Consider the following 25213-nt stretch of genomic DNA (forward strand, 5'->3'; position numbering starts at 1 on the left):
CAAACAGTGCACAACCAACTTGGCTCCGGCTAGTTTATAATGCCGCACCTTCTATCAACATGCGGTACCCCACGGATTCCCATGCACTTTGTCGTCAAGTTTTTTCCAGAGATCACCATCAAGAGCAACCCTGTGCGCAAGCGCATGTCGCGCCAGCTCAAGGACAACCTGCAGCGCCTGCTGCGCCAGCTGGACGACCGTATCCAGGTGCGAAAGGATTGGGAAAAGATCGATGTGATCGCGCCCGATGCTGTGTCCCACCTGGGTGGACGTATCGAAGAGGTGCTCTCTCACACCCCCGGCATCGCCAACTTCTCCCGCGTGCGCCAGTTCCCCCTGGGCGACCTGCATGACATGTACGAGAAAACCCTGTCGGTATGGGGAGACGCCCTGAAGAACAAGACTTTCTGCGTCAGGGTTAAGCGCACCGGCAAACACGACTTCCAATCCCTGGATGTGGAGCAGTACGTGGGCGGCGGCCTCAACAAGAACACCGAGGCATCCGGAGTCAAACTGAAAAACCCCGACATCACCGTTAAGCTGGAGATCCGCCACGATAAGCTCAACGTGATCGAAGAGCAGCATCCCGGCCTGGGCGGCTTCCCCCTGGGCACGCAAGACCCGGTTTTGTCGCTGGTATCCGGTGGCTTCGATTCTACCGTGGCCAGTTACATGACCATGAAGCGCGGTATCCGCACCCACTTCCTGTTCTTCAACCTGGGCGGACGCCAGCACGAGTTGGGCGTGAAAGAAGTCGCCTACTACCTGTGGAACAAATACGGTGCTTCCCATCGGGTGCGCTTTATCACTGTGCCGTTTGACGAAGTCGTGGCAGAGATTCTCGAGCGGGTCGACGACTCCCATATGGGCGTCATTTTGAAGCGCATGATGCTGCGCGCCGCCGATGTGATCGCCAAGGAACTGGAGGTGGACGCCGTAGTCACCGGTGAAGCCATCGCCCAGGTTTCCAGCCAGACCCTAAAAAATCTGTCGGTGATCGACAGTGTTACCAATACCCTGGTATTGCGCCCACTGATCACCACCGACAAGACCGATATTATCCGCACCTCCCGGGCCATCGGCACTGAAGAGTTCGCCGCCAATATGCCGGAATACTGCGGCGTTATCTCGGTAAAACCCACCACCCGCGCCAAGATTGAAAAAGTGGAGTCCGAGGAAAACCGCTTCGATTTCACCGTCCTCGATCGCGCTATCAGCAATCGGGTGATGCAAAATATTGATCAGGTGATCGAAGAAGTCGATGGCGAAGCACCGGATGTGGAGATCCGCGAAGAGCCGGGCAGCGCTGTGGTTATCGATATCCGCCACCCGGATGAGGAGGAGCTGGATCCACTGGAGCTTGGCTGTGAGGTGCAGACTATTCCTTTCTACCGTCTCAACAACAGCTTTGCCCACCTGGACCAAGAGCGTGAGTACCTCCTGTATTGCTCCAAAGGCGTTATGAGCCGCCTGCACGCCTCACACCTGTTGGACGAAGGTTTTCGCAATGTGGGCGTGCTGCGCCCGCTGATTCCCCACAGACCGGAAACCATTAAGAAGTAACTTCTGCTCAAGGCGCGGGCAATCACCGCCCGCGCGGGTTTTAAAGCGATCAGCGCCCCGGGGCGGTGATTTTTTACTCAAAATCACTCCCAATTGTCATGCGGCCCCCCTATAATCGCCGCCTTTGGCCGGAATGCTGCTGTAGAAACCCCGCAGGCCCCCGCCCCGACTTACCAAGATTTAACGCCCAGAGGCCCCCAGTGATAGAGAATCTGCGCAATATTGCGATTATCGCCCACGTAGACCATGGCAAAACCACCCTTGTGGACAAGCTGTTGTCCCAGTCCGGCACTCTCGACCGCCGCGACGAAGGCGCCGAGCGCGTCATGGACTCCAACGATCAAGAGCGTGAGCGTGGCATCACCATCCTGGCGAAAAACACCGCTATCCGCTGGAATGACTACCGCATCAATATTGTCGACACCCCAGGGCACGCCGACTTCGGCGGCGAGGTAGAGCGCGTACTGTCCATGGTGGATTCAGTTCTGCTGCTCGTAGACGCAGTAGATGGCCCCATGCCGCAGACTCGCTTCGTAACCCAGAAGGCGTTTGAGCAGGGCCTCAACCCGATCGTGGTGATTAACAAGATCGACCGCCCCGGCGCTCGCCCCGACTGGGTGATGGACCAGGTATTCGACCTGTTCGACAGCCTCGGCGCCACCGACGAGCAGTTGGACTTCCCGGTTGTCTACGCCTCCGCCCTGAACGGCATCGCCGGTCTCGACGACACCGACCTGGCCGACGATATGACGCCGCTGTTCCAGATGATTGTGGACAAGGTTGAGCCCCCGAAGGTTGACCCCACCGGCGCCTTCCAGATGCAGGTTTCCGCTCTGGACTACTCCAGCTACGTAGGCGTAATCGGCGTTGGCCGTATCACTCGCGGTACCCTGAAGCCGAACCAGCAAGTGGTAGTTCTCGATCGCGAGGGCAACTCGCGCAAAGCCAAGGTCCTGCAGGTTATGGGTTACCTCGGCCTGGAGCGTGTAGAAGTGGAGCAAGCCAGTGCTGGCGATATCGTGTGTATCACCGGTGTGGGTGAGCTAAATATCTCCGATACCCTGTGCGATCTGGATACTCCAGAAGCCCTGCCCGCCCTGAGCGTGGACGAGCCCACCGTAAGCATGACCTTCCAGGTCAACGACTCCCCCTTTGCTGGCCAGGACGGCAAGTTCGTTACCTCGCGCAACATCAAAGAGCGTCTTGACCAGGAGCTGATTCACAACGTGGCCCTGCGTGTAGAGCAAGGCGACTCTCCTGATAAGTTCAAGGTTTCCGGCCGAGGCGAATTGCACTTGTCTGTCCTGATCGAATCCATGCGCCGAGAAGGTTTCGAGCTGGGCGTTTCCCGCCCCGAAGTGGTGCAGAGAGAGGTCGACGGAGAAATCCACGAGCCTTATGAAGAAGTGGTTATCGATGTTGAGGAACCTCATCAGGGGCCCATTATGGAAGAGCTGGGCCTGCGCAAGGCCGATCTCACCAATATGGAGCCCGATGGCAAAGGTCGCGTGCGCCTAACCTTTATCGTGCCCTCGCGCGGCATGATCGGCTTCCGCTCCCAATTCCTTACCATCACCAGTGGTTCTGGCATTATGACCAGTATCTTCGACCACTACGGTCCGGTGAAGCAGGGTGAGGTGGCCAAGCGCATCAACGGTGTACTGGTTTCCATGGTCAAGGGCAAAACCCTCGCCTATGGTCTGTTCGCACTGCAGGATCGTGGTCGCTTGTTCATGGGCCACGGCGAAGAGGTCTACGAAGGCCAAATCGTCGGTATTCACTCCCGTGGCAACGACCTGGTAGTAAACCCTACCAAGGCCAAACAGCTCACTAATGTGCGCGCGTCAGGTACTGACGATGCGCTCACTCTGTCACCACCCATTCGTCACACCCTTGAGCAGGCTCTGGAATTCATCGAAGACGATGAATTGGTAGAGGTGACTCCCAACTTTATCCGCCTGCGCAAGAAAATTTTGCAGGAAAATATGCGCAAGCGTGCGAAGAAATAATTAGTATTTTCTTCAACTTTAAAAAGGGCCCTCTGGGCCCTTTTTTGTTTTTGCCATATCATGACATCTTCAATCCCTGAAGAGGGACAATCAAAAACTTCTCCGTAGCAACATTCCATAGTAAAGAGGTGATTGATTAACTCGACAGAAGCCGTGCTGCACTAAACTGCAGGGAGGCTGCCTGCAAGAGGCCGTAAATATCGCTCGCCAGAATCCGGTATTTTTTTCCGATCTCTTACCCCAAAAAGAAAATTTATTTTCTTTTGATATTAAATAATCGACCATTTTTATCGTTGATCTGCTCAAATATTTATTCCTGGAAGGTGCAATTAAATTTATGCCCGCACTTTTTATTGTCCCCATCATAAAATTACAGCGGAAATAAATATAACCACTCAGCCACTACCCTCCGTGGCTTGCACATTTATTCCACATTTCCTCGCGGAACTTTTACCTCTCCATTTATTCAAATTTTTCCACATATAACGACAAATTTCTTTATACATAATTAAGACCTATGGGAGGTCAATCTAATGTTTTCTTTCCTGCAATCTCAGGATCGAACAAGGATGTTGGTGGGCAGCCGCAGTGAACGCGGATCTAAATTTGGGTTTAAATTAAAAGCTGCGGCGGCACTCGCAGCAGCAATCGCCATTAGCGGAAACGTCAGCGCACAAGAAACCTCTAAACGTGTATCTGCCTATTGGGCCGATTGGGAATACTGGGCCGACTCATCCTTCACCCATGACAACGTGGATTTCTCCAAGCTCACTCACGTTCAGTACGCCTTTGCCTGGAATGACGAAGACGGCAACATCTACTTTACAGACCCCTACGTTTTCTACGGCCTGGGCGCCCAATCATTTTCCGGCGGCGCCGGTGATGGTCCCGTAAAATGCTCGCCGCAATTCTGGCACCCCTACAGCCAATACGATTCCAGTATTCAGCCTGCGGTCTGCCAGGGCTGGAATGACCACGAATCAGGTTTTGTAAAATCGGTACATGACGACGGTGCCAAGGCGATCCTGTCTATGGGCGGCTGGACCCTCTCCCACAAAGTCTCTGAGATGATGGAGAGCGACACCGCACGTGCAGCCTTTATCGAAAATGCAGTGACACTGCTTACTGACTGGGATTTCGATGGTCTCGATCTCGATTTCGAATACCCCGGCTATGCACCGAACGGCGGACGCTCGATCGACAAAGAAAACTTCACCACCCTGCTGCAAGAGCTGCGCGCGCGCTTCGATGAGGTTGAAGCGGAGACCGGCAAAAATCTGGAACTGACCGCTGCCGTGGCCTGTGGCCCCTCGATTGCAGAAGAGGGTTATGATTTTGCTGCTGTGGGCGAAGTCCTCGACTATGTCAACCTGATGACTTATGACTTTGGTGGCGACTGGGATACCGTAGCCCAGCATACCTCGCCGCTGTACCCCTATGAAGGCCAGGTCAACGAAGGCTTCGACGCAGACAGCTGCCGCAATATGTGGATGACTGAGGGCAATATTCCTGCTGAGAAGATCACCCTGGGTATGTCCCACTACGGCCGCAGCGTGGCTGGCGCCACCGCAATCGGTGAAGCCGCCTCCGGACAAGACGTCGCTCACTGGGGCTCTGACACCGAGACGCGCTACTACCAGATCGTTGAGAAAATGCAGAGCGACTCTTCATTCCAGACCGCTTACGATCCCGAGGCCGTCACCCACTATGGTTGGTTTGAGGATGGCGGTTTTATCTCTTTCGAAGATACGACTTCTATCGCCGCACGCGCCCAATATGTGCTCGACCAGGGCCTTGGTGGCGTGATGATCTGGCAGCTACGCGGTGGAATGCTATTGGAGAACAATGAATACCAGTATCCACTACTCGATGCCGCACTCGAAGTTTTCGGACAGGGTGGCTCCAGTGATAGCGATACCGGAGACACTGGCGATACCGGAGATACTGGAGACACCGGAGACACCGGAGACACCGGAGATACCGGAGATACCGGAGACACTGGAGACACTGGAGACACTGGAGACACTGGAGACACTGGAGACACTGGAGACACTGGAGACACTGGAGACACTGGAGACACTGGAGACACTGGAGACACTGGAGACACCGGAGATACTGGCGACACCGGAAGTGGCGGTGGCAATAATAATGGCGGAAGCAGCGCCTGCGTCGCGTTTGAGCAGCCCTATGCCGGCGACCCAGGTTATTCAGTCGGTGACGTTGTTGTCTTTGAAGGAGTCGCCTACGAGTCCACCCACGAGCCAAACTGGTGGTCTCCAGGTTCCGCGCCATCGCTGTGGACCGAAACCACCTGTCAAACTGAGGGCGAAGGCTCCGACAATGGTTCCGACAGCGGCTCTGACGATAGCAACAACAATGGCTCCGATAGCGGTTCTGACGACAACGCCAATAACGGTTCCGATGACAACACCGACAGCGATCAAGGTTCAGGTGAGACCGCTTCCTGCCCCGAATTCCAGCAGCCATATGCTGGTGACGAAGGCTATCAAGTTGGCGACCTAGTAACCTTTGAAGGCCAGGTTTATGTGTCTACCTTTGGTCCCAACTGGTGGTCCCCGGCTAACGCTCCCCAGTACTGGGAAGCGAGTTCCTGCCAGTAACCTGGATACACTTTGGCCGCCTTCTCAGGGAAGGTGGCTCAATGTTTGTTCTAATAGAAGGGCCCTTATCGGGCCCTTTCTATTTATTATTTAGTCCGCGCTTAAAATAATTATTACGGCGCACCTTGTAAGATATGCATCACTTCACCAAAGCCATCCTTTGGCAAATTATTTCTCAACCAACGAATTCCATCATTTGTCAGATTTTGCTCATACTTAATTTGATTTTGATCTCGAAGATAAATTCTGAGCCTGGTGTAAGAGGCAATAAATCTCTGCAGCTTGTAATCAATTAAACTAATTTTTTATCATCCATTCTTAAAATGTATTTTGGAACCCAGCGGCTAGGTGCCGGACCAGTGCCAGTAGCTGTTTCAACCGCCTGAATTTGACTCCAATTATACTCTTTAGGAAAAAGGGAAAATAATGAGTTAAATTTCACTCCATTGGAGCTGGCAACAAAATAACTATCTATCCCCAAGACTATCAAAGATAAAAAAACGATAGGATTCTAAAATTTTTACGAATTGATTGCCTCAACCTATAGTCCCCAATATCTTAGACTTAACTCTTTATCAAGTTCTATTTTGGCTTAGGGATTAAGTGTGTAAGCAGCTTAAAGAAGGTCGCAAACAATATTATAGAAACAAACATTACTGACCGCATTGATAAAATATATCCCTCAGTAGTAAGGCCTGCCAAGATAGCGTTCTCAGATAAAGACTGTTCTCGCTGAGATACTAAAAATTTAAAATAAGAAGTAACTATAAGAGCCACTAATGAAAGTGGTAAGCAGAATGACAATCCAGTCCTACTTACAGTGAATAATAACGCGCTGGCTATTCATAGGCGGCATGGGAAACTGTAAAAAAAGAGGATTTCTTTTCATTTTAGGGGGCACTCACCCCCGACACAAAGCACATCTATGCCCTATGCCTTCATAGATATTTTGTTCTTGTATGCAGACTTTGCAGTGGTCCATAGTTACTAAAATTTTTAGGCTTAAAAAATACATATAAAAATAATGCATATTTATTAAATTATTGACAACTATCTTTAGCGAATAGATGACTCATTACAACTAACGATTTCAATATTTAGCACGTTAGAACTAAATAGTTAGATGGAGCCATAGCACTTAATAATCAACGGAAGAGTTAGAAAAGACTGTATAGCACCTGAATAACTCTCAATTCATGAGATCAGAAGACGACTTGGTAAGTTATTGCTTGTTAGACTGGCATGCCGTGGTTCGATCTGCCTGCACCGCAGAACTACTGTATATACGCCACATTAGGTTATTGAAGGAACCATTAACTGCATGGAATCAATAGTGCTTAACTAAATAATTAACACAATAGGCTGTATCCCATTCAATTACCCGTGACACATCAATTATGGCCATAAAAGCGCTGCTCAACTTTCTGCCACTGCGCCAATGCAGTTTGTGAGTGCAAACAAACTGTGAGTCTCTCGAACCTTGAGGCATAAGCGCGTAAAACGGCCAATCCCTGATGTGCCGCAATCTCGTGAGGGAAGCGGTTAGTGCCAGCTCCCAGTGCTGGAAACAGTATCGTTTTGCAGCCGCGCTCTATCGCCAACTCTAAAACACTTTCATAGCAGTGCCTCAACAGCACTATGGCCTGGCTCCCCCATTGATCGCCACTGCTCCACTGGGGCGTAACAGTATGCAATAAGTAATCGACCGGTAAATCATAGGCTCGAGTCACGCGAGCTTCACCCACTGGGCATGCTCTTTGATTGGCACATTGGGGGGTTAACCGAGTCCCGCACTGGGCATAAATCTGCGCTGAAAGCCCCCGCCCCCGAATAAGATGCTTGTGTGCCGGACACACCAGAGCATCTCCACGCATCGTCAAGATATCGCCAGAAGTCAGTTGAATTTGTGTCACGATTTCTCAGTTCTAAAGTTTGAGTTACTGATACTGTAGCTTGCTACTTTGGTCGGTGACAGATTCCCCCTATACTCACCATTGCTTCACTCCGGTAGTGGCTACCAGCATAGTTGTATGATGCAGGACGGTCCCGAGCAAGCGGAAGGTTGCAGTCGGTATAGCAACGGGAATGACTATGAGCTCAGGGTATAACAATCAAAACCCCGCGATATCCACCTCTATTGATGAAGTGCAGCGCATAGATCTGCGCAGACGGATATTGGCCTCCTCTTATATGCTGATATTCGCTATGGCTATCACCGGAGCCATGGCGATCATCGCCCTTACTGCAACTAATATTCTGCAGGCATCGACGCTTTTTATCGTCGCGGTGGTTATTTTATTTGCGTATATCACTGTCAATATCATCGGTCCTACCGAGAAAACACCATTATTGGTGGGAATTCTTTTATTGGCGCTGTATTTCTACTTACTAATGACTGGTGGCGTAAACAATACCGGATTGATGTGGGCAGTTATGCTGGTCCCCGGATTTATCAACCTTTACGGCTATAAAACCGGCACCACTGCACTGCTCGGCATAGGTCTCGCTACGGCAGCAATCCTGTTTTATCCGGATTTCCCAGGACTCACGGCCAAATATGATACGGCCTATCGTGCGCGTTTTATTGCAGTATTTGGCGCACTCACGGCTCTAACTGCATTACTTGACAGTAGCCGTCACCAAACTCAACAGCTCCTCCAGCGATTAACAGGTGAATTGGAGACCTATGCTGCCACGGACACATTGACCGGATTAGCGAATCGCAGAGAAGCATTTCGCGCCATTCATGAATTAGAACGCCGGAATGATGAGCTGAAAGATCAATATGTCATCCTTATCGGAGACTTAGATAACTTCAAGACGATCAACGATACCTACGGACACTCCTTTGGCGACCGCGTATTACAAGATGTTGCCAAGATACTGAAAAGTAACACCCGGTCTGAGGATATTGTGGCGCGCTGGGGCGGCGAAGAATTTTTATTGCTATTGCCGAATACTGACTTGAAAGGCGGCAGTGTCCTTGCAGAAAAACTTCGTCGCAGAGTATCCACCCTCAGTCGCCGCTATACACGCCCGGTAAAAATCTCAATCAGTCTCGGAGTCGTCGAAGGCAGCACCAATGGCAAGCCACTCAATCAGCTATTGGCCGAAGCAGATAAACGTATGTATCGAGCCAAGAATGGCGGGCGCAACAAAGTGGTAGCCGCATAAATATTAAGTCACCAAGTGGCGCAGTAGATAGCCAACGACGAGTGCCAGGGCCGCTGCGCTACTGCCAAAAAACAGAGTTTTTAAGCCCGCCACCAGCAGGTGGTGGGAAAACACCAGTCCTTTGCACAAGCCAATAGCAAAAAAAGCGCAGACCGACAGAACGGCGCTCGCATAAAATTGTTCGGCGGGATTAAGGCTGTGGAAAAGGTAGGGCAGCAGGGGAATAGCACCTACACACAAAAAAGCCGCGAAGGTTATCAGTGCCGCCCCCAGAGGCTTATGCTCTAAGCGGCTTATACCGTACTCTTCCGCCAGCATTGTCTCTATCCACAGCTTTTGATTCGCGGTGATAGTGGCAACAATATTGTCGAGAACTTCACCTCGAAATCCCTTTCGATAGAAAATTTGCCTGATCTCTTCCCGCTCTCCCTCGGGAATTAAAGCAATATGCTGACGCTCTGTACGCATAGCCGCGGCTCGTTGCTCACGCTCCACACTGGCAGCTTCATAATTGCTTACCGCCATGCTGAAACCATCAGCGATAAGATTGGCAAAGCCCATCACAAGCACAACCGCTTCGGAGAAGCCTGCACCAAAAGCGCCTGCAACAATGGCAAAGGTAGTTACGCAGCCATCTATCGCTCCCAAAACAAAATCAGAGAGCCACTGTGACTGTGGACGACTTCGCAAGCGCGCCTCAATACGCTCCGGTCGATGCTCCTCAATTAGCGCTTCCCGGCTTTCCTGTTGGTGTTTTGGGTTTTGCCGGTCCATAACCAGGAGAACTACTGTAAAAACCGCTGCATAACATAAGCATCTTGCAACCTTCCCAAAGGATCGGTAAATGCTCTATCTAGCGTTTTGATAATAGTGAAGCCCAGCTCGGTATAAAGGGTTATTGCGGGCTCATTGTCGCTGGGAACGTAGTTGAACTGCATTTCCAAATAGCCGGCGTCCTGGGCCCTGGCGATTGCATGCTGGACCAGTGCACGATCTACACCGCGATCGCGCACATCCGTGTGCACGAGAAAGTTGGCTGTCGCGACATGGCTATGAATACCAGGGAAATTAACCCCTAATTTATACACCCCCAGCAAGTGAGGTAACTCTTCGGCAACATAAGTCTGTAAGTCGTCATTAAGCCACTGAGCAGAAAACACTTCTCGACTGATCTTATGTGAGAAAGGCAGATCCCCTCTGTTTCGCACAACACTAAAGAGGCTCCACATGCCTTCGAGGTCACTCTCTATAGCCTGCCGAATATCCATAGGAATCCATATCTCAGACAGTTTGCCGCACTTGCCTAGCGCACAATGAAGCTCCCCCGATCTACACCGGTATTTCCAGTCTTGGGATCATAGGCATATAGCACAATTTCATAAACACCTGGCAAATCCGTCGCAAAGGGCGCACTAAAGGTATTCATAGTCTCCTGTATCTCTAGCGGCACTCGAGCAAATGATTTGCCATCTCTTTTAACCAATGCCACAACTTCTATCTTACTGCCGTCCCAAAGCCCACCATCGGTAAGTGAACATCCGCACATCATTACCACATTAGCGCGAATCTCAAAGGGACTCTGGTCCAAGCCTGTATAGAGATGGGTCTGTGGGCTGAGTAAATCTACCAACATCCCCGGAATTTCCACAATCAGCCCATCACCAGAAATAGGCTTTCCCGGAACCAGCCAAGTCTGTGTCTGCGCCACCACTCGGGCCTGCTTTTTGATATACGGCGCAAGAACTTCCACCGTCAGAAACACCGGCTCACTGATATTCAGTGTAGCGGTAAAATGTGCAGCGCCATCGGCGATAGATTGGAACCGCTCTCGGGGCGTTTTCATAATTCTGGTGGTGTCACCGGTGCTCCCTTGGGTAAGCCCCTTGGCAAGAATTTCCCCAGAATCTGCATCGCGAATAATAACCATGGCACCACCGATGGAGGAGCCAATAAACTTGGCATCCATGGCCTTGGCGCGCACGGTAATTTCAGTGGGTGTTGGCTCCGCCCATAAAGCGGAAGGAAACAGTTGTAATAGCAGAGCGACGATAATAAATCCTGAACGTCTCATAGATACTCCTCTCTTATACATTGCCCAGCAGATAATAAGCCCCAAAAATACCCACTCCCCAAAACACAGCCCCTACAGCCAACCAAACAAAATTCCAGGGAGTAAATCTCGAGTTAGCCTGTCCTGAAATATCTCCATTAACCATATTGGCAGCTTTCTGTCCCTCATAAAGTGGCCACAATGTAAAGGGTAAGAGAAGTATGCTTACTATATCGATCAATGAAATTACATCGGAGTAATAGGAAATCCTGTCGACAATAGCCCCGGCAATCGCAAAAACTACATATAACGTAGCCCAAAGTGCCGGCACCCAGCGGTAATCCACCTTATCAATCTCGATACGGCTTTGAATCCTGGAAAAGAGGGAATGAGTAAAAAAGATAGAGAATATCGCCCGCATAACCGGCCACATATTCTCTCCACTAGCACGCTGATATTCTGCCCAATGACGGTAAAACCAATAAACTGAATAGATACCCACTGTACCTAGGCTCATTACCCAGAATTTGGTTGGTGAAACTATATAAAACTGCGCTTCATCTTCTGAAACAGTATCTAATTCAGCCTCTGGGGCAGAGTAAATATTTGAATCCATTGGGACTTTTCCATAAACAATTATTTTAGGGAAAACCAGCTTTCCTCTATACACAGACGATATTCACAGAAATAAGCCCAATAAAAAAGCCGGGCTGTGCCCGGCTTTTTAAAAGAGTCAGCTAAGAAGCTTATGATTGCTTCACCGATTCCACCCAAGAGGCTACGCGGCTCTCCAATACTGGCACTGGCAAAGCACCGCCACCCAGTACGGTATCGTGGAATCCGCGAATATCGAATTTATCACCCAACTGATCTTCAGCCTGCTTGCGCAGCTCCTGAATTTTCAGCATACCGATCTTGTAAGCAGTCGCCTGGCCCGGCCACGCCAGGTAACGACGCACTTCGGAACGAACTGCAGTCTCGGGGATTGCGGAGTTTTCCAGGAAGTACTCCACCGCTTGCTCTTCACTCCAGCCTTTGGCGTGCAGGCCGGTATCAACAACAAGGCGAATGGCTCGCCACATTTCAGCCGTCAGGTGGCCAAACAGGTTATAGGGATCTTCGAAGGCCCCCATTTCTTTAGCAAGCTTCTCAGAGTACAGCGCCCAGCCCTCTACATAGACAGTAAAGTGAGCTTGAGTGCGGAACTGCGGGATACCTTCCAATTCCTGAGCAATTGAGATCTGCATATGGTGACCGGGGTTGCCTTCGTGGTAGGCCACAGTTTCCATATCAGTCGTGGAATAGGCACTCATATCGGACAGGTGCGCATAGTAAATACCCGGGCGGGAACCGTCGGGAGTGCCGGGGTAGTAATGCTGGGCACCGCCATCCTGTTCACGGAAAGACTCAACCCGCTTTACTACCAACTCAGCTTTCGGCAGAAGGCCAAAGTATTCCGGCAATTTCTTGGTAATGTTGTCCAGGAACGCGGTTGAGTCATCCAGGTAGCCCTGGCGACCTTCATCGGTATTCGGGTAGTAGAATTGGCCATCTTCGCGAATAAACTTGAAGAAGTCCTGCAGGCTACCTTCGAAACCAACCTGCTTCTTGATAGTTTCCATCTCACCACGGATACGCGCTACTTCTTCCAGGCCGATATTGTGGATCTGGTCGGCAGTCAGGTCCGTAGTTGTGGTGTTGGCCAGGCGCTGATTGTAGTAGGCCATACCATTGGGCAAGCTACTAGCACCTTGAGGCTCAGCTGAGGCCTTCTGCATATCCGCTTTGAGCCAGGTAACCAGCCCTTTATATGCGGGGAAGAACTCAGTCTCTAATGCCTTGCGCGCTTCCGCAGTCAGCTTGTCTGCCTGCTTCTGATCAATAGTACCGGCTTCGAGCAGCTCAGCGATTTTCCCTTTGGCACCGGCCCACAGAGGTGCGTCTTCACCATCGGTAAACGGTGCGCCTTCAATCAATTTACTGGACTGATCAATTGCACCCTCATAGGCAAAGCGCGGGGGACGGATACCTTCTTTGGACGACAGCTTAGCGCGGTCAAGCAACTGGTTGATCGCGCGGGAGATACCACCGATACGGGTGATATACGCCTGCATATCTTCAACGTTGTCGACCTTGTGGAAGTTCAGCAGGAAGTTGGGCAACTGCGATTGTGCACCTCCCATCTGCTCAAAGATGTAGCCGTGACGGATAAACGGCGCAGCGGCCTTGGCCTGTTCAAACTGATAAATCCAGATATCGTAGGAGGTTTTCCCTTCCTGAGTCAGCTTGCTGTAGTCGAAATTCTTCTTGAGCTCTTCAACACTTTTCTCTTGCCAAACCAAGCGGCGAGCCTCTGCGGCTTCACTCATATCGTCGATTTGGTCATAGTGGTCTTTGCGACCCAGGTAGGACAGCTGAATCGGGCTGAACTGCAGCTGTTCCTCATAACGCTCATCCAGCCACTCAGTCAGGCGCTTGGTTTCGGCAACCGCATCTACAGTTACTGAGGCCTCGGCAACCGCATTTTGGGGCTTATCTACGTTGGCTCCAGCCTGGGTACTCTTGTCACCCTGACAGCCCGCAAGGATAGCGACAGCCAGCAGGCTGGGGATCAGTGGGTTGTTCAGCTTTATCGGCATCTTCCTATCTCGATCAAAAGTTGTACAAAAAAACGCCGCTAACTTTGACACGAATTCGGTGAGGTGTCGATTCATGCCCCCCAGAACGCCATATGTTTGCGTTGAGTTGAGGCAAATCGGAGATTTTGGACTAGGTGGACCCAATACCTGGAGCAGGATATTGCCACAAGTGACCCTGCGGTAATAGACTAACGCCGGCTTGTGACCCGGTCCACGATATGTAGCTCTCGCTGGGGAAAGGGTACCGTCAAGCCTTCTGCCTCCAGTGCAGGCTTAAGCTTTTGCATCAGGGACCAATAAACATCCCAGTACTGATCATTGGCAGCCCAGGCCCGCAACTGTAAATTTACCGCGCTGTCAGCAAGCGCCTTAACAGCGAAACTTGGCTCTGGCTCAGCGAGAATACGGGGTTCCTGTTCTACCAAGCGACGTAATACTGTTAGACCGCGATCAATGTCATCGCCATAGGCGATACCCGCCACAATCTCGATACGGCGAGTCTTATTGCGACTGAAGTTGGTGAGCACTTGCCCCCAGATAGCACTGTTGGGTGCGATAATACGCAGCCCATCCGTGGTATCCAGCTCCGTAGTAAATAGCCCTACCTCGCGAACAGTGCCCATTATGTTACCGAACTGAATCACATCCCCAACGCGGAACGGCCGCAATCCCAGTAGTAGAAACCCCGAAGCAATATTTTGCAGGGTATCTTTCAACGCTAAGGCTACTGCCACACCAGTAGCGCCGAGTAGAGCAATTAAGCTGGTAGTGTTAATACCAAATACATCCAATACCAGCAGTGCGCCAACAATATAAACCGCCCAGCTCGAAATACTGCGCAGTACTGGGCGCAAGATAACATCAAACCGGTCCGGCAGACGATCAACCGCTCGGCGGGCAAGATGGGCCACAAACAGCGTCACCAAAACTATCAGTAGTGCGGCCGCCAACTTTAGGGATAATGCAGTTACTTGGGGCCAATACTCATTGAGTAAGCTATTAATATTCATCGATCCCCGAAAATAAATCCCTATTTTAAATTCAAGCCAAACCTAAATTCTGCGCCTCATCGACACAACGCTGATGAGCCGGACAAGTTTCCAAGTGATCATTGACCATTCCAGTTGCCTGCATATGCGCGTACATAATGGTTGATCCCACAAAACTAAAACCCGCTTTCTTTAACGCCTTACTCATCGCATCAGATTCTGCTGTAGTGGCCGGCACCTGTTTCATGGAGCGGGGGCGATTAACAATCACTCTTCCACCGGTGAACTGCCAGAGAAAATCCCTTAAGGATATACCGCGATCGCGCAATTCGAGGGTTGCCCGTGCATTCTTGATGGCCGATTCAACCTTGAGCCGGTTGCGAATAATTCCCGGGTTGAGAAGTAATTTCTCTACCTTTTTAGGGGTGTACCGAGCAATTTTTTCAGCATCGAAATTATTAAACAGTTTACGATAATTCTCCCGCTTATTGAGCACTGTAATCCAGGATAAGCCCGCCTGGGCCCCCTCCAGCAACAAAAACTCAAACAGGATCTGGTCATCGGTAACCGGCCTACCCCACTCCTCATCATGGTAATTTTGATAAAGTGGTGTAGACAGGCACCAGTCACAGCGCTTTTCCGCCATCATTACTTCCTTTTTATGACTAGCTTGCGCCGGAGAAAAAGTAATACTGAATAAGCTGTAAAACCAAAAGCAAGGCAACTAACCCAAAAATAATATTATTACGATTCACTTCGACTCCAACAAATTGTTCTGTACTAACCAATCGCGACATTCGCATAACATAGTATCCAAAGCCACCCCCGATTGATAACCGAGTTCACGTTCAGCCTTAGCACTACTAGCAACGACTCTCCGCGTTACCAACGTGGCCTTTTCAGGAGTAATAACCGGCTCTTGCCCACTCACACGAGACCAGAGATCGGAAAACCAGGCGATAGATTGAATTAGAAATGCCGGTGTGGTGCGTTTTGGTACAGGTTTATGCAATAACTCAGCGATCTTTCCAAAAAATTCTAAAAAACTGGCATCCGTTCCGGCCAAGATATAATTTTCACCACACCGCCCCTTTTCAACCGCATCGATGTGGGCTCGCGCTACTGCACCGGCATGGCAAAAAGAACCCCAGCCCGGTGGAACACCTGGTAATTGATTTTTATCAATCAGAAAAAAGGTCTGCGCCCAGCTGGTGGTGTCGTATTTACCAACAATTGCACAAGGGTTTAGAAATACCGCATCCAGGCCCCGTTCAACTTCCTTGCGAACGGCAATTTCCTCTCTTTTTTTCGTGTACAGATAGTGATGATGAGGGTCATCTGCCAGCTTATCACTTTCTTCAGTAATTCTTTCCTTATGGTAGCCATAAGCAGAAATTGAGCTGGTCACCACCATACGCCTTACATTTTTCTCTCTGGCAACTTTGGCAATATTCGCTGCCCCCTCAACATTATCTTTCCACTGCTGGGCATTACCGCCACGCCACATACTGGTATTAGCCGCCATATGGAAAAGCGCATCGACATTATTTGGGATTGCAGCTTGAAGGGACTGAGGGTCATTCAGAGAGGCCTCAACCAGATTAACGCCCAGAGAGCGCAACATATCGGTATTAGAGGTGCGCCGATGCATGGCGGTAACTTTCCATCCATCACCAACCAATTGCTCTACCAAATTAGCGCCGAGAAAACCGGTTCCCCCGGTTACAAATGCGTGTTTCATAAATCCACCGGATGAGTTGTTATCGTTATTCATACCCAGTGATTAGCTCTATCGAAGCCACCTCCTTCCGGAAGGGCAGACCGGTTGGTGATACCACCACTCCGACAGAGTGGGCGGCACACTAACTTCATTAGTGACACCGCCGCAAAACTAAACCCCTTTGCAATCGTCCTACCGGGAGTTTTATTGATTGATCCCGCTATTACTTTTGTTGGGTTAGTTGGAAAGGCTACTCGATTTTCATGCCCAGCTGGTAGGCAAGGAAGCTCCACTGATTGGCGAAGTCTTCCACCTGCATCCATACCGGCTTGCCTGCACCGTGCCCAGCCCGAGTCTCTACGGCAAGCCAGACTGGTTTGTCACAGCCCTGATCTTTTTGTAGGGCTGCCGCAAATTTGTAGCTGTGCCAGGGAACCACTCGATCATCGCGATCGGCAGTGGTGATTAGCGTGGCCGGATAGCAGGTGCCCTCACGGGTGTTGTGGACCGGAGAATAGGCATGCAGCGCTTTGAACTCATCGCGATTTTCACTAAGCCCATAATCGCTCGACCACTGCCGGGCATTAGCGGAAGCGGTATGATATCGCAGCATATCCAGGACACCCACTACCGGTAATGCCGCCGCAAACAAATCCGGTCGTTGTACCAGCGTTGCCCCCGCCAATAGTCCACCATTGGAGCGACCACTAATAGCAAGCTTTTCAGGAGAAGTGACTTTCTCCTCGATCAGCCACTCAGCTGCAGCGATAAAATCATCGAAGACATTTTGCTTTTGCGTCTTGGTACCCGCCTGGTGCCAAGCATTGCCGTACTCGCTACCACCGCGCAAGTTGGCCAGTGCCAGGGTGCCGCCCATATCCAACCAACCGACAAAGCGGTTGTAGAAGCGCGGTAACTGAGCGGAGTTAAAACCACCATATCCATAAAGCAGCGTCGGGTTGGAGCCATCTCGCTTCATTCCCTTCTTATGCACGAGGAATAGAGGCACCCGGGTACCGTCCTTACTCTTATAGAAATGCTGACTCACAGTCAGATCGGAAAAGTCTGCTGCATATTTTGGCTGCTTGAACAGTTTGGTTTCACCAGTCAGTACATTCAGGTGGTAGATACTCGGCGGGGTAATAAAATTAGAGAAAGCGTAGAAGGTCTCAACTTCATTCGGCTCACCATAAAACCCCTTCACTGAGCCCACCCCTGGCAGCTTCAGCTCGTACTGTTTCTTACCGTTAGTACCGGTCACCAGCACTCGCGATTTCGCATCCTCCAGGTAGTGAAGCACAAAGCGATCACCGATATAACTGGCACTCTGCAGGGCACTAGTCGTCTCCGGCACCAGATCGCGCCAGTGTTTGCGTTGCGGCTTATTCAGATCAATAGCGATTACACGGCCCAGCGGCGCCCCCGCACTGGTCTCAAAGTAAAAGGTGCTCCCTTTATTTCCGAGATACTGGTATAGGCCATCCCAGTCATCCAGAAGCTTAATTACCTTGCCGCTTTCATCCCGTAAATCGCGATAGTAAAAGCCGTTCGAGTCATAGCCGTCGAAGATGCCAAACAGGAGATAGTTGCCATCGTCACTCACCGTCGCGCCTGGATTGCGGGTGGGATGATCAGTAATTTCATAGACCAGTTGATCACTTTCCTGGGCATCTCCCAGTCGGTGAAAATATACGGCTACCTGTTTGCTATCATCCGCCGTGCCATCTCTGTTAAACGGGTACCGGCTATAGTAAAAACCGGACTCATCCGGCGCCCAACTGGCATCACTAAACTTGATACCGGTCAGTTGTTCCTTCAGATCCTTGCCTGTCTTTAGGTCGCGAATACGATAGTCGGTCCAGTCAGTGCCACCATCCGAGATACCGTAAGCCAGATAGCGGCCCTTTGGACTGACTTTGAGGCGCTTGGCAGCAATAGTGCCATCTTCACTTAGGGTGCGTGGATCTAAAACCGTATCGCCCTCAGCAGACAGGCTAGAGGCCTTATAGAAAACATTCTGATCCCAATCACCGGTGTTGTAGCTGTAGTAATAGCTATCGCCCTTCTTGTACGGAACACCGTAGCGCTCGTAGCGCCATAGTTCTGCAAGCCGGTCATTGATTTTCTGCCACCCGGGCAGGTCCTTCAAACGCGGTAATGAATGATCATTCTGTTTGGCCACCCAACTCTTTACCTCATCGCTGGACATTTTTTCCATCCAGCGATAGGGGTCAGCCACCTTTTGACCAAAATATTCATCAATTTGAGCACCCGGTTTACTATCCGGATAGCTATCAGCTGCGTGAACACTCACCGCAGCAAGTGCACCGGCAACCAGTGCCACTAGCTGTCTCTTCATACCGTTATTCTCGGTTTCTCTACTGGGAACAGTCCGCTAATCTAGGCGATTTAGACGATCGGTTCCAGAGCAGCAGAGAGAAGTGAGATGAAAGGATTGATCCAAAGGGTAAGCCATGCCCAGGTTAATGTAGCGGGAGAGGCCGTTGGGGCCATAGATAAGGGTATCCTCCTGCTGCTAGGTATCGAAGCCCAGGACACTACCGATAGTGCAGATAAGCTGCTGCACAAAGTCCTGAATTACCGTATTTTTCCCGATGGTAAAGGGCGTATGAATCTCAACCTCCAAAAGGCGGGAGGTGGGCTCCTGATTGTCAGTCAGTTCACACTAGTTGCCGAAACTGATAGAGGTTTACGCCCGAGCTTTAGTCGCGGCGCATCACCAGAATACGCGGAGGAGCTCTACAACTATTTCGTTAAAAGTTCCAAAGCCCAATTTACGCCAGTGGCCACTGGAATATTTGCAGCGGATATGCAGGTTTCACTAGTCAATGACGGCCCGGTAACTTTTATGCTGGAAACCTAGAGACCTTCCACAGGCTCTTTCTGTTGTTTCACCTAATCAGGAAAACTCTACCAGTTAGTTAGGTTGCTAATGACTAAAAATATCGCTAAAAAATGGAGAGGCAAAAGGATGACTAAAAAGCCTATAGTAGTAAACAGTGATATCAAACTCGATCCACTTTTGGATAGTGACACAGAAATCATCTTTGCCTTAATTGAAAATAACAGACCACTGCTAGAGAAATATCTCTATTGGGCAAAGCTTGTTGTCGACCTCCCAACCACAGAAAAATATATTGCCGACAGAGTATTCAGCAATAGTTTCGGAGCATCCTGGTACAAGATCCACTATTCAGACAAGGTAGTCGGGATCTTTGGTATCAAGGAAATTGACCTTAAAAAACAAAATGCAGAAATAGGGTATTGGTTATGTAAAAGCTGCCATGGCAATGGAATCGTAACTCGAATCGTAAATAAAATATCTAGCTACTTGAAAGATCTGCACGATATTCAAGCGTTGAAAATTCACTGCTTATCTGAAAACAGTGCCAGCATAGCCGTAGCAGAACGCGTAGGTGGAGTGCATAGTGAAACTATTCCAAATTATTATTCGATTGATGGAATATTTCAGGACTTAAAAATCTACACAGTTCCTACCTGATTCATTATTTTAACAGTGGAGTTCAGGAATATTTATTGCTGAATATTTACTGGGCTCCACTCAATACCATCTGACCCTTGTCCCGCATTAAATATACGCTTAACTTTCCAAGTTGCGGCATCTATTTCAACAACTTTTCCGTCTCTCTGAGAACCGGCAAACAAAAACTTTCCGTCCGGAGAGAAAAATAGCGACGCTGGCTGTCTGGCCCCTGCGCTGCCGACATCAATCTCATGTAACTGTTTACGGGTCTTTGCGTCATACACGAGTATACGATTACCATTTAAATCTGCTACAGCTACCACTTCGCCATCAGGGTGAAATCTGATTCGGATAGGCAGAAAACCAACATCTATCGTTTCTTTTTGCTTTAACGTTTCAGTATCGAAAATAAAGATATTTTCTGACTGATTATTTCCTATCCATAGCTCGCTATTATCGGGGCTTACCCACACCGCCTCCGGCCCATCCCCTGCCGGTATTGTAGATTTCAACTCCATAGTCTCTGTATCAATTACACTGAACGTATCCGACCCCCGGCTAGTAACGTAGGCGGTCTTCAGATCAGGTGATAGTGCAAGCATATGGCTACCTACCTGATCAGTACGGGCAACTCCCAATACTTTTCCTTCAGCCACATCCACCTTTATCACGTCGCTGGTTTCTTCTGTCGTAACAATCACATTATTGCTATCGCCCAGCCAAGCGATACCGTGAGGGCCTTTGTGTGGACTGATATCAATTCTTTTCAGGCGCTTACCGCTCGCAATATCGAATACATTCAGCTCTTCTCCCACGTAGCCATCTTCAAGGTAAGAAACTACCACCACTTTAGATTTATCCGGCGACACTATTAATTCATGGGGCGAACCTCCAGTTTCCGGTTTCTTAACCTCTTGGCCGGAAGCCAGGTCAATAAAACTCACCGTGCCCTCATATTTATTTCCTACTACCAACGTCTGCGCCCTTAGCGATCCAGCAGCTAAAAGTACTAATGACATGGAAATTAAAAGTAGAAATCTCATTAGCAAGCCTCTCGGAGGAATTTGTCGCTAACAGAATGCTTCCTTAACAGCACACCCCAGCGAGCCTTTTAGAACTGAAAAGTCAGCCCTGTTTATCCACTGCAACACTGGATAATAGGTCGTAAAAATAGAACTCTTTAGATGTTTTCTTCATTATAGGGATGTTACTAACAGAATTCTTGGATAGTGCTGTGCATAACTTTTGGATAGAGGTCTGGAAGCCTTTAATTTCGTGCAATGAAATAATTCGATTAAAAAACCAACGAAAAAAGTGTCAGGTTATCCACTAAAAGTAAGACCAGAACGTTACTAACAGAAAGTCTGGATAGAGTTGTGCATAACTTTAATAAACGGGCTACAGGCCCCGTGGTTACAGGGGATTACTACAGAGACTAAAAAATCACCGATATTTTTACCGGCTAAATTTAATTTTTGGCGGGAGTGGTATGGGTACTTTTCTGGTTTTTACGCGAGTTATTTTTGTTGGATGATTTTTTATATAAGTGCGACGGAGGTAGGTAAAGACCTATTTTTATAGGCTTTTTAGGAGAGCGTCTGTTTAAGGTGCTCAGGTAGTTTTAGGTTTTTCTTTTTTTAATTACTGACTGATTTTTTAAATAGAAAGTTGAGTACTAAAGTTTTTCAGAACTATTTTATTTTTTCTATTTAATTTCGACTAAGTAATTCCTGCTTTCCCTTTCTTAGTTTTTTTATTTTTGTTTTTTTAAAATATTTTTCAGCCATAAAAAAAGGGCCACCCTGTTGGGTGGCCCTTTTCGGATTAGAAGCCTGACGATGACCTACTCTCACATGGGGAAGCCCCACACTACCATCGGCGATGTTGCGTTTCACTTCTGAGTTCGGCAAGGGATCAGGTGGTTCCACAACTCTATTGTCGTCAGGCAAACTGGCTTGGGTTGGCGTTGGTCTTATAAGCAATGTGCTTGGCCTGCCGCGTTATCGCTGTTTGCCTCGGTCATGTTATTGACCGGCGATAACCCCAAATAAGTCGGTAAAACAATCTGTAGTAATACACCGCAAGCGATCGTATGTCTCTAACTCACAATCCGCTAGCTTAGCTAGTCGTTAGTAACCATCTCTGTTGTATGGTCAAGCCGCACGGGCAATTAGTACTGGTTAGCTCAACGCCTCACAACGCTTCCACACCCAGCCTATCAACGTGGTAGTCTTCCACGGCCCTTCAGGAGGCTCAAGGCCTCAGGGAGATCTTATCTTGAAGGAGGCTTCCCGCTTAGATGCTTTCAGCGGTTATCCCGTCCGAACATAGCTACCCGGCAATGCCACTGGCGTGACAACCGGAACACCAGAGGTTCGTTCACTCCGGTCCTCTCGTACTAGGAGCAACTCTTCTCAAATCTCCAACGCCCACGGCAGATAGGGACCGAACTGTCTCACGACGTTCTAAACCCAGCTCGCGTACCACTTTAAATGGCGAACAGCCATACCCTTGGGACCGGCTTCAGCCCCAGGATGTGATGAGCCGACATCGAGGTGCCAAACACCGCCGTCGATGTGAACTCTTGGGCGGTATCAGCCTGTTATCCCCGGAGTACCTTTTATCCGTTGAGCGATGGCCCTTCCATACAGAACCACCGGATCACTATGACCTACTTTCGTACCTGCTCGACATGTCTGTCTCGCAGTCAAGCGCACTTATACCATTATGCTCATTGCATGATTTCCGACCATGCTGAGTGCACCTTCGTACTCCTCCGTTACTCTTTGGGAGGAGACCGCCCCAGTCAAACTACCCACCATACACTGTCCTCGATCCGGATAACGGACCAGAGTTAGAACCTCAAACATACCAGGGTGGTATTTCAAGGACGGCTCCACAACAACTAGCGTCATTGCTTCAAAGCCTCCCACCTATCCTACACAAATAGGCTCAAAGTTCAGTGCAAAGCTGTAGTAAAGGTTCACGGGGTCTTTCCGTCTAGCCGCGGGTACACTGCATCTTAACAGCGATTTCAATTTCACTGAGTCTCTGGTGGAGACAGCGTGGCCATCGTTACGCCATTCGTGCAGGTCGGAACTTACCCGACAAGGAATTTCGCTACCTTAGGACCGTTATAGTTACGGCCGCCGTTTACCGGGGCTTCGATCAAGAGCTTCGCCGAAGCTAACCCCATCAATTAACCTTCCGGCACCGGGCAGGCGTCACACCCTATACGTCCTCTTACGAGTTTGCAGAGTGCTATGTTTTTAATAAACAGTCGCAGCCACCTGGTCACTTCGACCGGCCTCAGCTTAGGGAGCAAGTCCCATCACCAAAACCGGCGTACCTTCTCCCGAAGTTACGGTACCATTTTGCCTAGTTCCTTCACCAGAGTTCTCTCAAGCGCCTTGGTATTCTCTACCTGACCACCTGTGTCGGTTTAGAGTACGATTCACTATTACCTGAAGCTTAGAAGTTTTTCCTGGAAGCAGGGCATCAACCACTTCACCCACTAAGTGGGCTTCGTCATCAGTTCTCAGCCTTAGGGACCCGGATTTGCCTAAGTCCCCAGCCTACAACCTTAAACATGGACAACCAATCGCCATGCTGGCCTAGCCTTCTCCGTCACTCCGTCGCAGTAATAGCGAGTACAGGAATATTAACCTGTTTCCCATCGACTACGGCTTTCGCCCTCGCCTTAGGGGTCGACTAACCCTGTCCCGATTAGCGTTGGACAGGAACCCTTGGTCTTCCGGCGGGGAGGTTTTTCACCTCCCTTATCGTTACTCATGTCAGCATTCGCACTTGTGATACCTCCAGCAGACCTCCCGATCCACCTTCAACGGCTTACACAACGCTCCTCTACCATGCTCCTAAGAGCATCCGCAGCTTCGGTTATCAGTTTGAGCCCCGGTATATCTTCCGCGCAGGCCGACTCGACTAGTGAGCTATTACGCTTTCTTTAAAGGATGGCTGCTTCTAAGCCAACCTCCTAGCTGTCTGGGCCTTCCCACATCGTTTCCCACTTAACTGATATTTGGGACCTTAGCTGGCGGTCTGGGTTGTTTCCCTTTCCACGACGGACGTTAGCACCCGCCGTGTGTCTCCCGCGATTGCACTCCTCGGTATTCGGAGTTTGCATGGGGTTGGTAAGTCGGGATGACCCCCTAGCCCAAACAGTGCTCTACCCCCGAGGGTGAGACGCGAGGCGCTACCTAAATAGCTTTCGAGGAGAACCAGCTATCTCCCGGCTTGATTAGCCTTTCACTCCGATCCACAGGTCATCCCCTAATTTTTCAACATTAGTGGGTTCGGTCCTCCAGTTGATGTTACTCAACCTTCAACCTGCCCATGGATAGATCGCCGGGTTTCGGGTCTATTGCCTGCAACTAAACGCCCTATTAAGACTCGATTTCTCTACGGCTCCCCTAAGCGGTTAACCTTGCTACAGACAATAAGTCGCTGACCCATTATACAAAAGGTACGCAGTCACCCCGAAGGGCTCCTACTGCTTGTACGTATACGGTTTCAGGTTCTATTTCACTCCCCTCTCCGGGGTTCTTTTCGCCTTTCCCTCACGGTACTGGTTCACTATCGGTCAGCTGGGAGTATTTAGCCTTGGAGGATGGTCCCCCCATATTCAGTCAAGATAACACGTGTCCCGACCTACTCGATTTCACTCTAAATGCCTTTTCGTGTACGGGGCTATCACCCTGTATCGCGGTACTTTCCAGAACCTTCCACTAAAACATAAAGAGCTTAAGGGCTAATCCCCGTTCGCTCGCCGCTACTAAGGGAATCTCGGTTGATTTCTTTTCCTCCGGGTACTTAGATGTTTCAGTTCCCCGGGTTCGCCTCCATAACCTATGTATTCAGTTATGGATACTCCTAAAAGGAGTGGGTTTCCCCATTCGGACATTCTAGGATCAAAGCTTGTGTGC

The 25213-nt window shown here is 49.7% G+C and carries 17 protein-coding genes and 2 rRNA genes (1 of these 19 running past the window's edge); 6 read left to right on the forward strand and 13 right to left on the reverse strand.

What is annotated here, in order from left to right:
• Positions 1-81: 81 nt before the first annotated feature.
• From thiI to ACJJI8_RS04910, 3 genes are all read left to right on the forward strand, one after another.
• A complete protein-coding gene (thiI, locus tag ACJJI8_RS04900) occupies positions 82-1563 on the forward strand; it encodes a tRNA uracil 4-sulfurtransferase ThiI (protein WP_444934431.1) in 1482 nt (493 codons plus the stop codon).
• A gap of 200 nt (positions 1564-1763) precedes the next feature.
• Complete coding sequence (typA, locus tag ACJJI8_RS04905) at positions 1764-3572, forward strand: translational GTPase TypA (RefSeq protein ID WP_444934432.1); 1809 nt, start codon at positions 1764-1766, stop codon at positions 3570-3572.
• A 533-nt stretch (positions 3573-4105) separates the two neighbouring features.
• The gene (locus ACJJI8_RS04910; protein ID WP_444934433.1) at positions 4106-6193 is read left to right on the forward strand and encodes a glycosyl hydrolase family 18 protein; all 2088 of its coding nucleotides are present in this window, start codon (positions 4106-4108) and stop codon (positions 6191-6193) included.
• 1391 nt (positions 6194-7584) lie between these two features.
• Here ACJJI8_RS04910 and ACJJI8_RS04915 read toward each other — a convergent pair.
• A complete protein-coding gene (locus ACJJI8_RS04915; protein WP_444895764.1) occupies positions 7585-8106 on the reverse strand; it encodes a macro domain-containing protein in 522 nt (173 codons plus the stop codon).
• A 178-nt stretch (positions 8107-8284) separates the two neighbouring features.
• On the opposite strand from ACJJI8_RS04915, the gene ACJJI8_RS04920 reads away from it, so the two are divergent.
• Complete coding sequence (locus ACJJI8_RS04920; protein WP_444895763.1) at positions 8285-9367, forward strand: GGDEF domain-containing protein; 1083 nt, start codon at positions 8285-8287, stop codon at positions 9365-9367.
• A gap of 3 nt (positions 9368-9370) precedes the next feature.
• On the opposite strand, the gene ACJJI8_RS04925 is transcribed toward ACJJI8_RS04920, so the two are convergent.
• From ACJJI8_RS04925 to ACJJI8_RS04965, 9 genes are all read right to left on the reverse strand, one after another.
• Positions 9371-10141 (reverse strand): VIT1/CCC1 transporter family protein, encoded by a 771-nt coding sequence (locus ACJJI8_RS04925; protein ID WP_444895762.1) that lies wholly within the window; start codon positions 10139-10141, stop codon positions 9371-9373.
• Positions 10142-10152: 11 nt separating this feature from the next.
• Positions 10153-10635, reverse strand: a complete 483-nt coding sequence (locus ACJJI8_RS04930; RefSeq protein WP_444934434.1) for a GNAT family N-acetyltransferase — start codon at positions 10633-10635, stop codon at positions 10153-10155.
• 35 nt (positions 10636-10670) lie between these two features.
• Positions 10671-11438 carry a hypothetical protein gene (locus ACJJI8_RS04935; protein ID WP_444934435.1) on the reverse strand — a complete coding sequence of 256 codons (768 nt, stop codon included), beginning with the start codon at positions 11436-11438 and terminating at the stop codon, positions 10671-10673.
• A gap of 13 nt (positions 11439-11451) precedes the next feature.
• The gene (locus ACJJI8_RS04940; RefSeq protein ID WP_444918527.1) at positions 11452-12033 is read right to left on the reverse strand and encodes a hypothetical protein; all 582 of its coding nucleotides are present in this window, start codon (positions 12031-12033) and stop codon (positions 11452-11454) included.
• Positions 12034-12163: 130 nt separating this feature from the next.
• Entirely contained in the window at positions 12164-14056 is a 1893-nt protein-coding gene (locus ACJJI8_RS04945; RefSeq protein ID WP_444934436.1) for a DUF885 domain-containing protein, read from the reverse strand.
• 188 nt (positions 14057-14244) lie between these two features.
• On the reverse strand, positions 14245-15066 hold the full coding sequence (locus tag ACJJI8_RS04950) for a mechanosensitive ion channel family protein (protein ID WP_444926212.1): 822 nt from the start codon (positions 15064-15066) through the stop codon (positions 14245-14247).
• 31 nt (positions 15067-15097) lie between these two features.
• Positions 15098-15691 carry a DNA-3-methyladenine glycosylase I gene (locus ACJJI8_RS04955; RefSeq protein ID WP_413663727.1) on the reverse strand — a complete coding sequence of 198 codons (594 nt, stop codon included), beginning with the start codon at positions 15689-15691 and terminating at the stop codon, positions 15098-15100.
• Positions 15692-15796: 105 nt separating this feature from the next.
• Entirely contained in the window at positions 15797-16786 is a 990-nt protein-coding gene (locus ACJJI8_RS04960) for an SDR family oxidoreductase (RefSeq protein ID WP_444926213.1), read from the reverse strand.
• Positions 16787-17015: 229 nt separating this feature from the next.
• The gene (locus ACJJI8_RS04965) at positions 17016-19124 is read right to left on the reverse strand and encodes a prolyl oligopeptidase family serine peptidase (protein WP_444934437.1); all 2109 of its coding nucleotides are present in this window, start codon (positions 19122-19124) and stop codon (positions 17016-17018) included.
• 87 nt (positions 19125-19211) lie between these two features.
• Between ACJJI8_RS04965 and dtd the strand changes: the two genes are divergently transcribed.
• Both dtd and ACJJI8_RS04975 read left to right on the forward strand, forming a co-directional pair.
• A complete protein-coding gene (dtd, locus tag ACJJI8_RS04970; RefSeq protein ID WP_444926215.1) occupies positions 19212-19649 on the forward strand; it encodes a D-aminoacyl-tRNA deacylase in 438 nt (145 codons plus the stop codon).
• Between the two features lie 69 nt (positions 19650-19718).
• Positions 19719-20288, forward strand: coding sequence for a GNAT family N-acetyltransferase (locus ACJJI8_RS04975; RefSeq protein ID WP_413663731.1), 570 nt, complete (start codon positions 19719-19721; stop codon positions 20286-20288).
• 32 nt (positions 20289-20320) lie between these two features.
• On the opposite strand, the gene ACJJI8_RS04980 is transcribed toward ACJJI8_RS04975, so the two are convergent.
• The 3 genes from ACJJI8_RS04980 to ACJJI8_RS04990 form a co-directional block, all read right to left on the reverse strand.
• Complete coding sequence (locus tag ACJJI8_RS04980) at positions 20321-21313, reverse strand: YncE family protein (protein ID WP_444934438.1); 993 nt, start codon at positions 21311-21313, stop codon at positions 20321-20323.
• 787 nt (positions 21314-22100) lie between these two features.
• Positions 22101-22216 (reverse strand): 5S ribosomal RNA (gene rrf / locus ACJJI8_RS04985).
• Positions 22217-22419: 203 nt separating this feature from the next.
• A 23S ribosomal RNA gene (locus ACJJI8_RS04990) occupies positions 22420-25213 on the reverse strand (it continues 88 nt past the right edge of the window).

The sequence above is a fragment of the Microbulbifer maximicatervae (SeqCode) genome (assembly GCF_052467695.1).

Bases quoted from the DNA above. Each gene is read 5' to 3' on its own strand.
- ACJJI8_RS04960 (WP_444926213.1), bottom strand. From the start codon at position 16,786: ATGAAACACGCATTTGTAACCGGGGGAACCGGTTTTCTCGGCGCTAAT.
- thiI (WP_444934431.1), top strand. From the start codon at position 82: ATGCACTTTGTCGTCAAGTTTTTTCCAGAGATCACCATCAAGAGCAAC.
- ACJJI8_RS04975 (WP_413663731.1), top strand. From the start codon at position 19,719: ATGACTAAAAATATCGCTAAAAAATGGAGAGGCAAAAGGATGACTAAA.
- ACJJI8_RS04950 (WP_444926212.1), bottom strand. From the start codon at position 15,066: ATGAATATTAATAGCTTACTCAATGAGTATTGGCCCCAAGTAACTGCA.
- ACJJI8_RS04980 (WP_444934438.1), bottom strand. From the start codon at position 21,313: ATGAGATTTCTACTTTTAATTTCCATGTCATTAGTACTTTTAGCTGCT.
- ACJJI8_RS04925 (WP_444895762.1), bottom strand. From the start codon at position 10,141: ATGGACCGGCAAAACCCAAAACACCAACAGGAAAGCCGGGAAGCGCTA.
- dtd (WP_444926215.1), top strand. From the start codon at position 19,212: ATGAAAGGATTGATCCAAAGGGTAAGCCATGCCCAGGTTAATGTAGCG.
- ACJJI8_RS04910 (WP_444934433.1), top strand. From the start codon at position 4,106: ATGTTTTCTTTCCTGCAATCTCAGGATCGAACAAGGATGTTGGTGGGC.
- ACJJI8_RS04940 (WP_444918527.1), bottom strand. From the start codon at position 12,033: ATGGATTCAAATATTTACTCTGCCCCAGAGGCTGAATTAGATACTGTT.
- ACJJI8_RS04965 (WP_444934437.1), bottom strand. From the start codon at position 19,124: ATGAAGAGACAGCTAGTGGCACTGGTTGCCGGTGCACTTGCTGCGGTG.
- ACJJI8_RS04945 (WP_444934436.1), bottom strand. From the start codon at position 14,056: ATGCCGATAAAGCTGAACAACCCACTGATCCCCAGCCTGCTGGCTGTC.
- ACJJI8_RS04930 (WP_444934434.1), bottom strand. From the start codon at position 10,635: ATGGATATTCGGCAGGCTATAGAGAGTGACCTCGAAGGCATGTGGAGC.
- ACJJI8_RS04955 (WP_413663727.1), bottom strand. From the start codon at position 15,691: ATGGCGGAAAAGCGCTGTGACTGGTGCCTGTCTACACCACTTTATCAA.
- ACJJI8_RS04920 (WP_444895763.1), top strand. From the start codon at position 8,285: ATGAGCTCAGGGTATAACAATCAAAACCCCGCGATATCCACCTCTATT.
- ACJJI8_RS04935 (WP_444934435.1), bottom strand. From the start codon at position 11,438: ATGAGACGTTCAGGATTTATTATCGTCGCTCTGCTATTACAACTGTTT.